The following is a 13,102-nucleotide window of genomic DNA, read 5'->3' as shown; positions in this document are numbered from 1 at the left end:
TTGACCCTCGCGTGGTTCTCACGCGGGATATAGGGCCTAGCGCCGGTGTGACCTAGTCGGAGAACGCGGTGCGGCCATGTCGCCGGTCCACGGAATTGGACGCACCGTGCCTTCCACGTCGTCCCGGCTTTCGCCAGAACGAAGTTGAGCGTGTGGCAACCGGCTAACGCCTCGGCTCCGCCATCGCTTCCACGCCGCGAAGCTGCGTGGCGACGGTCAGCGCGCCGATCTTCCGGCCCATCTCCTTGCCGATCTCGGTCGAGAACCGATAGTGAAAGCCGGCCCAGATACGGGCGTTGGAGACTTCGTCGCTATAGTCCTGGAGCCGCGTCCATTTGCGGGTGACGCCTGGTGCCGTGGGGCTGGTCACCGAGAACTCGCCGAAATCTCCAACGATGGTCTGGAGCACGGTCGAAATCGCTGCCGACGTAATGCAGTGAGCACAGGGATATTCCGGATGCATCGGCGTGTCCCCCAGCGGCAGCCAGGATGCGTCGCGAGGCGTCGCTGCGTTCGATGTCAGGTCGGCGTTGCGTATGGCCGTGATCGGCCGCCAGAAATTGTAGTGGTACTTCGCGTCGAAAACGGCAACGAAGGCGTCGTTGCCGGCAATTGACGTCAGCGCGTACAGCCGGGCGCAGTCGACGAGATCCATGCCCTTGGCCGTTGCCGCCTGCCTCACGATCGGATTGTAGGTGCGGGCACCGACAAAGAACCAAAATCGACCGACCGTGGTTTGCTCGGGCGTCCGGATCACACTTGTTCGGCTGCCGACCTCGCGGATTTCGTTGACGTCCCGGGTCCACAGCTCTGAACCGAGCGCCGGCGGCGGGCCGGGGCGATACTGAGATCCGGACGTCATGACCCAGGGCGTCGTCGCGCCCGCGATCGAGAACAGCGGGACGGTCGTCGGAACGTAGGCACCCGCCGTTGTCAGGGGCCGGTAAGTTTCAAGGGCGGCGCTGCCATCGTTCTCACGAAGCGCGATGATCTGCATCGCGGCCTCCTTGCCGAGGCCGATGCCCGCGATCTTGGACTCGCCGTCGGCGATCGGCACCAGAGAACTCGTCAGCGCCGCATCCAGCTCCGGCTTGAGGTCCGGATAGAGCGACAGCAGCACGTCGTGAGCCGCAACTGCGGCCGCAGCTTCCCGCGACGTCGAACGATCCGCGGATAGGGCAAGCTTGTAAGGCGCGTACCGGCGATCGATCGCGTTGACCGCCTCGAACATCGCGACGTGCATCATAGACAAGGCACGGCTGTGGGGCGCTGGAAGGATTTGCTTTTCAGTGGCGATCGCGTCGGCCTTTGCATTCCAATCCATGATCACGTCGGCGCGCGCAAGCGGCGCCGACGCTGCGAGCAGCGTTACAATCAATGAGAGGCGGAAGATGGTCCACGACGAGTTCTTCATGGGATGCCCTTTCGATGTAAAGGACGTTTCGCGAGACCAATGCGGCTCTGCCCGACATCACGTCGCGCGGCTCGAGGACTTTAACCATCTTGTTGTGGTTTGATTGTGAACTGCTTCACGCGGCGGAAGAGTAGCTCCGAATGGGTCGGCGTGGCTTACCGTTCGCACTGAGTAATGGATCCTGACTTTCGCCGGAAGCCACGGATTGTGGTGACTGCTTTGCGTTCTTCTCAAAGAAAAATGCCCGGGACCAGCCCGGGCATTCGTTTCTCTCAGTCAGCGTAGAGCGCCTACGCCCCCACCATCGGCATGCGTGGATATTCACCCGGCGTTCCCGCTGGCGTGATCGGAATGCCGCCGTCGGAATATTCGTTGAGCTTGTTGCGCAGCGTACGGATCGAGATGCCCAGGATATTGGCGGCATGGGTCCGGTTGCCGAGGCAGTGCTTCAGCGTCTCCAGGATCAGGTCACGCTCGACGTCGGCGACGGTGCGGCCAACCAGGGCCCGCGTCACCTGCTCGGCGGCCATGGTGGCATGGGCCACGGCCGGCACGGTTTTGGCGAGGTCGAGGCGGTCGCCGTCGGGCGTGAGGATCGCATCGGCGCCGATCTCGTCGCCCTGCGCCATCAGGACTGACCGGTGCATGGTGTTTTCGAGTTCGCGGACGTTGCCCTGCCAGCGGTTGGTGGACAGCACCCGGCGCGCTTCCGCCGAGATCGGGCGCATCGGCACGCCATTGGCTTCGGCGTATTTCTTCACGAAGTGCTGGGCGAGCTCGAGAATGTCGGCGGGACGCTCGCGCAGCGGCGGGATCTTCAGGTTCACGACGTTGAGCCGGAACAAGAGGTCCTCGCGGAACGTGCCCTCGCGCACCGCGTCCACCAGGTTGCGGTTCGAGGTCGCGATGATGCGGATGTCCACCGGGACGGGCTTGGTGCCGCCGACACGGTCGATCACGCGCTCCTGGATGGCGCGGAGCAGTTTCGATTGCAGGCGGACGTCCATCTCCGAGATTTCGTCGAGCAGCAGCGTGCCGCCGGTTGCCTCCTCGAACTTGCCGATGCGGCGGGCGATCGCGCCGGTGAAGGCACCCTTCTCGTGGCCGAACAGCTCGGACTCCAGCAGATGCTCGGGGATCGCGGCGCAGTTGATCGAGATGAACGGGCGCTTGGCGCGGGCCGAGCGGGTGTGGACGTAGCGAGCCAGCACTTCCTTGCCTGTCCCGGATTCGCCGGTGATCATCACCGAAGCGTCCGAGCCCGCGATCTGCTGCGCGAGCTTTATCACCTTGGCCATCGCCTCGTCGCGATAGACCAGCTCGCGGGAATCGTTGGCGACGGCAGCCAGCACCGCCGCGATCAGTTCCGGGTCCGGCGGCAGCGGGATGTATTCCTTGGCGCCGGCGTGGATCGCGGCGACCGCGGCGCGGGCGTCGTTGGTGATGCCGCAGGCGACGATCGGCGCGTGGATGTGCTCGGCCTCGAGCCGCATCACGAGATCGCGGATGTCGAGGGCGACGTCGACCAGCAGCAGGTCGGCACCCTTGCCGCCGCGCAGCACGCGCATTGCCTGTTCGTTATCCTCGGCGTGGGTCACGGTGGCGCCGTTCGCCATCGCGATCTTGGTGGCGGTGGTGAGCTGGCCCTTCAATGTGCCAACGATGAGAAGCCGCATATCAGTCTCCTGTCCGTCTGGTCGCGCTGCCGCGCGTCGTCGCTTTAGGCGCGTTCAGTCTTGATGATTTCGGTCATGGTCACGCCGAGCTTGTCCTCGACCAGGACGACTTCGCCACGGGCGACCAGCTTGTTGTTGACATAGATGTCGATGGCCTCGCCGACGCGCCGGTCGAGCTCGAGCACGGTCCCGGGTCCGAGCTTCAACAGCTCGCTGACGTCCATCTTGGAGCGGCCGAGCACGGCCGAGACCTGCACCGGAACGTCGAACACGGCCTCGAGGTCGGCGGCGGCGCGCGTCGCGTATTCGTCCTCGTTGTAGCCGACGTCGGTGCCGGTAGGCGGCATCGGGCCGTTGAGATCGGGCAGCGGGACCTGTCCGTCAGTGTCGCTCATGGCTTAACTCCCCCTGCGGGACGCAACATAGCGTCCCACCATTTCGTCGATCTTGGCCGTGATGGCGGCGCGTTCCAGCACGACGCCGCCATCGGCCCATTCGATCCGGCAGTCGCCGGTGGCAATCTCGGGTTCGGCCAGAATCACCAGCCGGCCTTCGAAGCCGTTCTGCCTGGCCAGGCGCTCGATGTTCTCGCGCGCGGAATCGTAGAGCGCGTCGTTGATGCGGACGACGAGATGCGGCGTCGCGACCAGATGCGAGAAGCAGTCCTTGACCAGCGCGACGATCTCGCCGAGCGGCTCGGCGGCGACCAGATCGGCGCACAGCTTGCGCGCCACCGCGACCGCGACGTCGACCGCCTCGGTTTCCATCTTGGATTCGATGTTGCCGATGCCCGAAGCGATGCCGCGGATGGCGATGTTGATCTCTTCCATGGCGAGCGCGACACGGCGGTCGCTCTCGGCCTTGGCCTCGCGCTGGCCGGCGGCGAAGCCGTCCTGATAGGCGCGCGCCTCGGCTTCCGCGACCTTCTGGGCGATCTCGGCCGCGGTGGCGGCCTTCTCGCGCGTCCGGTCGGGCGCTGCAAAGTCGTTGTCGAACAGGAATTTTGCCGGAGCGGCCATCAATACACCAGCTCGTCGTCGGCGCGGTTCTTGGTCAGCATGATCTCGCCCTTGGCGGCGAGATCCTTGGCGAGGTTGACCAGCAGCGCCTGAGCCTCGTCGACGTCGCGCAGGCGGACCGGGCCCATCGCCGCCATGTCGTCCTGGAGCATTTTTGCCGCACGCGAGGACATGTTGCCGAAGAAGAAGTTGCGGACGTCCTCGTTGGCGCTCTTGAGCGCGACGCCGAGCTTGTCCTTGTCGACGTTGCGCATCAGGGTCTGGGCGGAGCCGGAATCCAGCTTCACGAGGTCGTCGAAGGTAAACATCAGCGCCTTGATCCGCTCGGCCGATTCGCGGTTGTCCTCTTCCAGCGAGGTGATGAAGCGCGTTTCGGTCTGGCGGTCGAAATTGTTGAAGATTTCCGCCATCACCTCGTGGGCGTCGCGTCGGCGGGTCTGTGACAAATTGGACATGAATTCGGTGCGCAGCGTCTTCTCCACGCTCTCGATCACCTCCTTCTGCACCGCCTCCATCTTCAGCATGCGGTTGACGACGTCGAGCGCCAGGTCCTCCGGGAAGATGCCGAGCACGCGCGCGGCGTGTTCCGGCTTCAGCTTCGACAGCACCACCGCGATGGTCTGCGGATATTCGTTCTTGAGATAGTTGGCGAGCACCTCTTCCTGCACGTTGGAGAGCTTCTCCCACATGTTGCGGCCGGCGGGGCCGCGGATTTCGTCCATGATGCCGTTGACGCGCTCGGGGGCCAGGTATTGCTGGAGCAGCCGTTCGGTGGCGTCGAAATTGCCCATCAGCGCGCCGGAGGCCGACATCCGCGAGACGAATTCGAGCAGCATGTCCTCCACGGTGTCGACCTCGACAGTGCCGAGCGTCGACATTTCCAGGGAGAGCTGGCGCACCTCGTCGTCGTCGAGCAGCGACCAGATCTTGCCGCCATATTGCTCGCCGAGCGCCAGCATCAGGATCGCGGCGCGCTTCGGCCCCGCCACCGCTTCGCTCTTCGCGCCTCCGCGGCTGCCCGCACGCTGACCGAGCGTGGAGATCACGCTGGTGATGTCGTTGGAATTGGCGTTTTGCAGGGCGGCGGCCATATCAGATCACTTCTCGATTATTTCGTGGGTTCGGTCAGCCATTGGCGGATGATGGCGACGGTCTCGTTGGGATTGCGCTCGGCGAGTTCGCCGACGCGATGGACGGATTGGGCATGGACCTGGCCCTGGACCGTGGCGACGTCGATCGCGCTCGCGGCGCCGCTCGGCAAGAGCGCCTGGCTGGCAGGCGCGGCCTCGTCGCTCGCCGGACCGGTGAGGGCGCCGGAGATGGCGGCTGCGACTTCGTCGGATGCCAGGATGCGCTTGACCAGCGGCCGGACCACCAGGAACAGCACGACCAGGCCGAGCAGCATCATCACGCCGAGCTCGACGAAGTACATGACGTCGTCCTTGGTGAACTGGAGCATGCCGAGTAAGCCGCTCGGCTCGGCGATCGGGGGGGTGGAGGGGGCATCGGCAAAGCGCAGATTGACCACCTCGACCTGGTCGCCGCGCTTCTGGTCGAAGCCGATCGCCGAGCGCACCAGCGTGGCGATGCGGTCGAGCTGCTCCTTGGTGCGGTCCTGGTAGGCCAGATCGCCCTTCTCGTTCTTGGAGTAGATGCCGTCGACCAGCACCGCGACCGAGATGCGGTTAACCCGGCCGGCCTCGGTCACTTCGGTCTTGGTGGTGCGGGAGATCTCGTAATTGTTGGTCTCTTCGCTCTTCTTGCTCTGGTCCTTGGCCGCGACGCCGCCGTTCTGCTGGTTGCCCGGCAACTCGTTGTTGACGGTGACCTGGCCGTTGTTGTCGGCGGTCATGCTCTGCTCTTCGCGGGTCTGGCTCGAGCGCAGCACGCGGCCTTCGGGATCGTACTTGTCCGAGGTCTGGGTGACCTTGTTGAAGTCGAAATCGGCGGAGAGCTGGACCCGGGCGCGTCCCGTGCCCACCACGGAGGAGACGATGTCCTCGACCTGCTTGCGCATCCGCTTCTCGAAGGCGGTGCGGCGCTCGTCGCCGATCTGCTGGTCCGGATCGGTCTGGGCGCCGTCGGCGAGCAGCTGCCCGGTCTCGTCGACGATCGAGACCCGCTGCGGCTTCAGCCCGTTCACGGCCGAGGCGACGAGGTGGCGGATGGCGCGGATCTGCTGGGCTTCCAGCGCGCCGCGGACCCGCACCACGATCGAGGCCGACGGCTCCGGCGCCTCGCGCGAGAACAGCGGGCGCTCGGGCAGCACCAAATGGACGCGGGCGGCCTGGATGCGGTCGATGGCGCGGATGGTGCGGGCGAGCTCGCCTTCCAGCGCGCGGAGATGGTTGATGTTCTGGACGAAAGAGGTGGTGCCGAGCGCATCCGACTTGTCGAACACCTCGTAGCCGACGCCGCCGCCCTTGGGCAGGCCGCCCTCGGCGAGCTTCATCCGCAGCCGGGTGACCTTGTCCTTGGGCACCATGATGATGGTGCCCTCGTTGCGCAGCTCGAACTGGATGCCCTGGCGCTCCAGGTCCTTGATGATGCCCGAGGAGTCCTCGACGCTCAGGTCGGTGAACAGCGTCGTCATCTGCGGCGTGGTGACGCGCATGATGACGAACGCGAAAAAGCCGACGAGCGCGGCGGTGACCGCGATCATCGCCCCGAACCGGGCGGCTCCGATACCCTTCAGAAAGTCCGCAAGACCTTGCAAGCAACCGCCCCGACAGATTCGGCTGCTTTCACAGGAAAGGCCGACTGGGCAATTATTGCCTAGGTGATGGTTTCGATATGGTTAACGAAGGTTAAGAGCTGCGACAAAAGTCGCGCCAAAAGGGAGCATGAAAAAAATCGGCCTCGCAAGACGAGGCCGATTTTCGTCAAAAGCCGCAGATTTCCGGATTGCCTACTGGCGATATTGTTGGATACGGGTGGTGCGAAGTCCCGCCAGACCATGCTGGTCGATCGAAAACTGCCAGGAGAGGAATTCGTCAACCGTCAGCGTGTAACGGCTGCAGGCCTCCTCGAGGGAGAGAAGACCGCCACGAACTGCGGCGACGACCTCGGCCTTGCGGCGGATGACCCAGCGTTTGGTGCCGGGTGCAGGCAGATCCGCAATCGTCAACGGACTACCGTCCGGCCCGATGACGTATTTTACCCTCGGGCGATGGGGTTCTGTCATGGCGTACTCACAAACTCTCAACCACTGAACTCACTCAGGAACCCTACGCGCGCCGGCTTAAAAATCCGCTAAGCCTAAGGCTTCAATACAATTCTCGTTGAAAATGGCTGGAACGCAGCCGACTCGGCCGGCGGGACGGTGCGTCCAGGCGGGCCGAAGGGGGTGTTCGTAAATACTTTACTAACGAACGAGGCCTGCGCGCGACGCTGCAAGACCCCAATTGTCGTCCTGGCGAAAGCCAGGACCCATTACCCCAGGGAGGAGTCGCTACGACGACTCGGGGTTACGAACCAAAGCGACTTTCGGTGGCAATGGGTCTGGCTTCGCCAGGACGACACCGTTATCCAGTGGCATTCCGCCTTTAATTGCTGGCCGTCGCGATGATGCTCTTGACCTGGCTCAGCGTGTAGCTGGCGCCGTCGATGGTCAGCAGCGGCGGCGACTGGGTCAGGTCGACGGATGACACCGTGCCCTGCACCTGCGCAGCGATGCCGACATTGTTGTTGGCGACATCCTTGCCCGTGGCCGAGATCGTGTACTTGCCGTCGGGCCATTGCGTGCCGTCATTGCCCTGGCCGTTCCAGGTGAACGGAACGTCGGTGCCGGCGCCGGCGGTGTATTTGCCGGTGAACACGGTCTGGCCGCTGGCATTGGCGATGGTGATGTCGACGGTGGCGTCGCTCGGCACGTTGAGATGCCAGGTCGCCGACGAATTCGTCATGGTCCCGGTGGTGCCGTCGACCAGGGCGGTCTTGCCGACGAAGCCCAGCGCCTGGGTCGCCTGCGTGGTCTGCTGCAGGGTGACGAGCTGGGACAGCGAGTCGTTGGTCTTGAGCTGCTGCTCGACCCCGGCGAACTGCACCAGCTGCTGGGTGAACTGGTTGGTGTCGAGCGGATCGAGCGGGTTCTGGTTCTGCAGCTGCGTCGTCAGCAGCGTCAGGAAGGTCTGGAAATTGCCGGCGAGCGTCGCGCCGGTGGTCGAGCCCAGGCTCGGGTTCGACGAGGATTTCGGCAGGTCGGTCGTGCCCGAGACGACGGATGGGGCGGTGGCGGCATTCGTGGTGGTCATGATCGAATACTCCTCACACTCTGATGTCGACGCCGCTGCTCGATCCGAGCATGCGGCCGTAGCTGCGCCCGACCGGGGCCGCGGGAACTGCGTCCTCGTCGCTGACGATCAGCCGGCGGGCATTGCCGCCATTGTCGTTGTTCTGGCCGGAGTTCTGGCCCGATGAATTCTGGTCGCGCAGGCTGAAGGACAGCCCGTTGCTGCCGGTCTTGAAGCCGGCATCGTCGAGCGCGCGCTGCAATTGCGGCGCGTCCTGCCGCAGCATCTGCAGCGTCTCCGGCTTCTCGACGGTGAGATGCGAGGTGACCTGTCCGTTGCGGTCGACATTGATGCGGACGTCGATGCGGCCGAGGTCGAGCGGATCGAGGCTGATGTCGAACCGGGTCTTGCCCGCGCGTGCGGCGGCGGCAATTTCGATCGGCACGCCTGTGATCGGAATGGCCGTATTGGTGGCTGCGGTCGCCGTGAGCGTCGCGGTCGATGCGGTCGCGGCCGAAGTCGTATTGGTCAGCGACGCCTGCACGGCCGAGGCCGCCTGCGCGCCGGTGTCGGTGGTGGAGACAGCGGCCTGCGTGCCCGCATGGGCATGCGGTGCTGCCGTCGCCGGTGCCGCATCGGCGGTGCGGTCGGAAGTCCCAGCCTTGGCGTCGGTCGCGTTCGCGTCGATCGGCGGCTTGTCGGCGTGCGGATGCGCCGCGTTGGCGGACGCTGCCGTCGCCGAGGTCTGCGCGGCGTTGGCCTTGCCGGTGTCCTGGCCGATATTGGAGACGTCGCTGGCGCCTTGCGCAGTGACTGCGGCCTTGAACGAGGTTTTTGGCGTGCCCTGGTCGACGGCGGCGATCAGGCCGCCATTGGTCTTGGCATCGGCCGCGGTCGAATCGGTGGTCCCGGTCGCGGCATCGGCCAGCACTGCCGAGGTGTCGGCATCGACCTTGGCGCTTGCGGTCTTGGCGCTCTTGTCGCCCGGCGTCGCGGTATCGGTCTTGGTGCCGGCGATCTGCGCTGCGATGGATGCGCTGGCGGCGATGCCGGCGGCGGCAATCGTCAGCGGCGAGGAGGCGGAGCCGGCGGCTTGGTTTGCAGCCGCGTTGGAATCGACCGGCACGGCGACCACGAGTGCATTCGGATCGGATACGGCGGCCTGCGTCGCGTCGACTTGCGCGGCGGCGGCGGTATCGACGGCGGCGGCGAGGCCATCGATGCCGCCGGCCTTGTCCGCATTGGTCTCGTCGGATTTGTCCGCAGATTTGTCGGCCGATTTGGCGTCGGACGCCTCCGGCTTGTCCTTGGTCTTGCTATCAGCCTTGGCCGCATCAGCCGTCGAGTCGTTCTTGGCGTCGCTCTTGGCGTCGTTCTTGATGTCGTTTTTGGCGGGCGCGGAATTGTTGGCGTCGTCGCTGGCCTTGCTCTGCGAGGACTGGTCGCTCGCTGAGCGATCGCGCGGGCTCTTGTCGGAGGCGGAGGACGAGGAATCGGTGCGGCGCGGGGAGTCCTGCACGGAGGACGCCGCGCTGTCGCTGATCGCCTGGGTGTTGCTGTCCACCAGCGAGCCAAAGGAGTCGTTGGACGTGTCTTTCGGCGCTTGCGACCGGGCAGGCTTTTGCTGCGCGCTTGGGACTTGCACGCTTGCCACGACATCTGACGTTCGACCGACCACAGGCAACCCCTTGGAAACATCTTCGCCATGAGAGGTAGCAAGGAGCGGGCCACCCTTGTGGTAGGAATTTTATCCAATCAAATCAATGCGTTGACGAATTCGCGCCCCGCCGCGGAGCCTCCCAAAGCCCCGCCATTTCTGCCTCCCCGGCAAGAATTGCCGTAAACCTTGCGGGGTCCGTGATTGCTTCACCGGAAGGCCGCCTATATTAAAGAGAGAGCTCTCAACCGCTTTCGACCGGGCAGGCCGCGCCCTTCGGGAACTCTCGGTTCCCGGGGATTGCCTTTGTCCCGCCGGAAGCACCCAGCGGATCGCCCAACGCCGCCGTCCACAACGCTTTAAGGCCCATGCTCAACAGTCTGGATCTCGAAGGCCGTCCTGAGGATACCAGGGTCGTCGTTGCCATGTCAGGCGGCGTCGATTCATCGACGACGGCTGCGCTTTTGAAGGCGGAAGGCTACGACGTTGTCGGCATCACGCTGCAGCTCTATGACCATGGTGCGGCGACCCATCGCAAGGGCGCCTGCTGCGCCGGCCAGGACATCCACGACGCCCGCGACGTCGCCGCCAAGCTCGGCATTCCCCATTACGTGCTCGACTACGAGGATCGCTTTCGCGAATCCGTCATCGACAATTTCGCCGACAGCTACGCGCTCGGCGAGACGCCGGTGCCGTGCATCGAGTGCAACCGCTCGGTCAAGTTCCGCGACCTCTTGAAGACCGCGCGCGAGCTCGGCGCCACCGCGCTTGCCACCGGCCATTACGTTGCCTCGCGCCGCCGCGACGACGGCTCGCGCGCGCTGGTGTGTGCCGCCGACGCCGATCGCGACCAGAGCTACTTCCTGTTCGCGACCACGCAGGAGCAGCTCGATTATCTGCGCTTTCCGCTCGGCGACATGACCAAGCCCGAGACGCGCGAGCTGGCGCGGCGCTTCGGTCTTGCCGTCGCCGACAAGCACGACAGCCAGGACATCTGCTTCGTGCCGACCGGGCGCTACACCGACATCATCACCCGCCTGCGGCCGAACGCGATGGACCCCGGCGACATCGTCGATCTCGACGGCCGCGTGCTCGGCCGGCACAACGGCATCGCCAATTTCACCATCGGCCAGCGCCGCGGCCTCGGCATCGCAGCCGCCGCGCCGCTGTTCGTGGTGCGGCTGGAGGCCGCCAACCGCCGCGTCGTCGTCGGCCCGCGCGAGGCGCTGAAGATGCACCGCATCGTGTTGCGCGACGTCAACTGGATCGGCGATGGCGACATCGACCGCGCCATCGGCAATGGCCTCGAAATGTTCGTGCGCGTGCGCTCGACCCGCGCGCCCCAGCCGGCGTGGCTGCGCGGCGCGAACGGCCATTACGAGGTCGAGCTCGTCGCCGGCGAAGAGGGCGTTTCGCCGGGACAGGCCTGCGTGTTCTACGACGCACCTGGCGGCCAGGCCCGCGTGCTCGGCGGCGGCTTCATTCAAAGCGCCGCCGCGAAGGCCGCAAGCAGCACGACGAGGCCGCTCGCAGAAGCGGTCCGCGGCTAAGCGCATGATGCGCAAAATAAGAATCTAGGCAGGGCAGGGGGCATGGCAGCAGACATCTCGCGGGCCGGGGTCGAGAAGGCCTATGGCCGCTGGGCGCCGGTCTATGATCTCGTGTTCGGCAAGGTGTTCGACGCCGGCCGGCAGTCGACCATCGCCGAGGCCGATCGCATCGGCGGCCGCATCCTCGACGTCGGCGTCGGCACCGGGCTGTCGCTCTCCGACTATGCGCGCACCACGAAGATTTGCGGGGTCGACATCTCCGAGCCGATGCTGCGCAAGGCGCAATCGCGCGTGCGCGCGATGCGCTTGAGCAATGTCGAAGTACTCTCGGTGATGGACGCGAAGAACCTCGCCTTCCCCGAAAACTTCTTCGACGCGGTGGTCGCACAATACGTCATCACCGCGGTGCCCGATCCCGAAGGCACGCTCGACGAGTTCATGCGCGTCTTGAAGCCCGGCGGCGAGCTGATCCTGGTCAACCACATCGGGGCCGAAAAAGGTTTGCGCAAACTCTCCGAGCTCGCGTTTGCGCCGCTCGCCCGCCGCCTCGGCTGGCGCCCGGAATTTCCATGGCAGCGCCTGGTCGACTGGGCCGCAAAACACGGCGGCGTTACGCTGGCCGAGCGCCGCCCGATGCCGCCGATGGGCCACTTTTCGCTGATCCGCTACCTCAAATCGTGATCGGGGGTGCGGAACACGCGGGCTGACCCGCGCGTTTCCCTCCCATGCGCACGACATCAAACATCATTCTGGCCAGCCTCCTGATCGCCGCCTCCGGCGGCGCGATCGCGCAGGCTCCGCCCGCCCCGGCGACGCCGCCGCAAGCGACCGCGCCGCCATCCCCGCAGCATGCGACCAATTGCACGCCGCAGGACCGCCCGAACCGCTCGGCCGACGGCACCACCACCGGCCAGTCCCGGGAACCGCTCGGCGACAAATTGGCAAAATCGGACGGCGTGCTCTGCCCGCCCTCCGGCGTCGATCCCGAGATGCACGCCCCGGCGCCCAGCACGAACGGCGCCATGCCCGTCATCCCGCCCCCCGGCAGCCCCGGCGGCGACCCGACGGTGCGGCCGAAATAGCTCGTCGCGCCGAAGCCTTGGCGTAGGCGGAGCCTGTTCCGCATCCCAATCTCGTCGTCATGCCCGGGCTCGTCCCGGGCATCCACGTTCTTGTGGCCGGCCGGGATGGCCGGGACCAGCCCGGCCATGACGGATTCAGCGCCAAAAGGCCCAAATCCCCCGCCGACATGTCCCGCCGAAGCTTTAGCGAAGGCGGAAGCCTTGGCGAAGGTGGAAGCTTTGCCAAACTCGGATTGACAGCCCGCCGCCCCCTTCCTTATATGCCGCGCGTTCGCGAGGTCGGCTTGTTTCGGCCCACGCGACCCTGTGGCGGGGTAGCTCAGCTGGTTAGAGCACGGGAATCATAATCCTGGGGTCGGGGGTTCGAGTCCCTCTCCCGCTACCAAAAAATCAGGTGTCCGGCCCGAAGACATGGGTAACGGAACGTACCTAAGACATGGGTGACAGCCTCGTGCCGAACGGGTTGTCGAGA

The 13,102-nt window shown here is 65.4% G+C and carries 12 protein-coding genes and 1 tRNA gene; 4 read left to right on the top strand and 9 right to left on the bottom strand.

The genetic code is table 11. The features are described 5' to 3' along the window. Positions 1-163: 163 nt before the first annotated feature. The 9 genes from AC0L23_RS37125 to AC0L23_RS37085 all read right to left on the bottom strand — a co-directional run bounded on the left by AC0L23_RS37125 (position 164) and on the right by AC0L23_RS37085 (position 10,019). The gene (locus AC0L23_RS37125) at positions 164-1,414 is read right to left on the bottom strand and encodes a vanadium-dependent haloperoxidase (protein WP_018453883.1); all 1,251 of its coding nucleotides are present in this window, start codon (positions 1,412-1,414) and stop codon (positions 164-166) included. Between the two features lie 290 nt (positions 1,415-1,704). Then, complete coding sequence (gene flbD / locus AC0L23_RS37120) at positions 1,705-3,090, bottom strand: sigma-54-dependent transcriptional regulator FlbD (RefSeq protein ID WP_026232617.1); 1,386 nt, start codon at positions 3,088-3,090, stop codon at positions 1,705-1,707. Positions 3,091-3,134: 44 nt separating this feature from the next. Then, positions 3,135-3,485: a flagellar motor switch protein FliN gene (gene fliN, locus AC0L23_RS37115; protein ID WP_007596160.1), complete on the bottom strand. Its 351-nt coding sequence runs from the start codon at positions 3,483-3,485 to the stop codon at positions 3,135-3,137. Between the two features lie 3 nt (positions 3,486-3,488). Continuing rightward, complete coding sequence (locus tag AC0L23_RS37110) at positions 3,489-4,109, bottom strand: FliH/SctL family protein (RefSeq protein WP_018453885.1); 621 nt, start codon at positions 4,107-4,109, stop codon at positions 3,489-3,491. Continuing rightward, complete coding sequence (gene fliG / locus AC0L23_RS37105; protein ID WP_085395130.1) at positions 4,109-5,200, bottom strand: flagellar motor switch protein FliG; 1,092 nt, start codon at positions 5,198-5,200, stop codon at positions 4,109-4,111. The genes AC0L23_RS37110 and fliG overlap by 1 nt, the downstream gene beginning before the upstream one ends. Before the next feature lie 17 nt (positions 5,201-5,217). Further along, positions 5,218-6,825 (bottom strand): flagellar basal-body MS-ring/collar protein FliF, encoded by a 1,608-nt coding sequence (gene fliF / locus AC0L23_RS37100; protein WP_085349194.1) that lies wholly within the window; start codon positions 6,823-6,825, stop codon positions 5,218-5,220. Between the two features lie 192 nt (positions 6,826-7,017). Continuing rightward, positions 7,018-7,293, bottom strand: a complete 276-nt coding sequence (gene sciP, locus AC0L23_RS37095; protein WP_002714638.1) for a CtrA inhibitor SciP — start codon at positions 7,291-7,293, stop codon at positions 7,018-7,020. A gap of 361 nt (positions 7,294-7,654) precedes the next feature. Beyond that, on the bottom strand, positions 7,655-8,362 hold the full coding sequence (locus AC0L23_RS37090; RefSeq protein ID WP_018453889.1) for a flagellar hook assembly protein FlgD: 708 nt from the start codon (positions 8,360-8,362) through the stop codon (positions 7,655-7,657). A 13-nt stretch (positions 8,363-8,375) separates the two neighbouring features. Further along, the gene (locus AC0L23_RS37085; protein WP_085395129.1) at positions 8,376-10,019 is read right to left on the bottom strand and encodes a flagellar hook-length control protein FliK; all 1,644 of its coding nucleotides are present in this window, start codon (positions 10,017-10,019) and stop codon (positions 8,376-8,378) included. Positions 10,020-10,366: 347 nt separating this feature from the next. Here AC0L23_RS37085 and mnmA point away from each other — a divergent pair, with 347 nt between their 5' ends. From mnmA to AC0L23_RS37065, 4 genes are all read left to right on the top strand, one after another. Continuing rightward, on the top strand, positions 10,367-11,548 hold the full coding sequence (gene mnmA, locus AC0L23_RS37080) for a tRNA 2-thiouridine(34) synthase MnmA (RefSeq protein WP_018453891.1): 1,182 nt from the start codon (positions 10,367-10,369) through the stop codon (positions 11,546-11,548). Between the two features lie 42 nt (positions 11,549-11,590). After that, positions 11,591-12,229, top strand: coding sequence for a class I SAM-dependent methyltransferase (locus AC0L23_RS37075; RefSeq protein WP_018453892.1), 639 nt, complete (start codon positions 11,591-11,593; stop codon positions 12,227-12,229). A 44-nt stretch (positions 12,230-12,273) separates the two neighbouring features. Next, positions 12,274-12,630, top strand: a complete 357-nt coding sequence (locus tag AC0L23_RS37070) for a hypothetical protein (RefSeq protein WP_018453893.1) — start codon at positions 12,274-12,276, stop codon at positions 12,628-12,630. 308 nt (positions 12,631-12,938) lie between these two features. Beyond that, positions 12,939-13,015 (top strand) — tRNA-Met (locus tag AC0L23_RS37065). Positions 13,016-13,102 lie beyond the last annotated feature (87 nt).

It is taken from the genome of Bradyrhizobium sp. MI1.4, from assembly GCF_055811315.1.
This window is presented reverse-complemented; position numbering and strand designations above follow the sequence as displayed.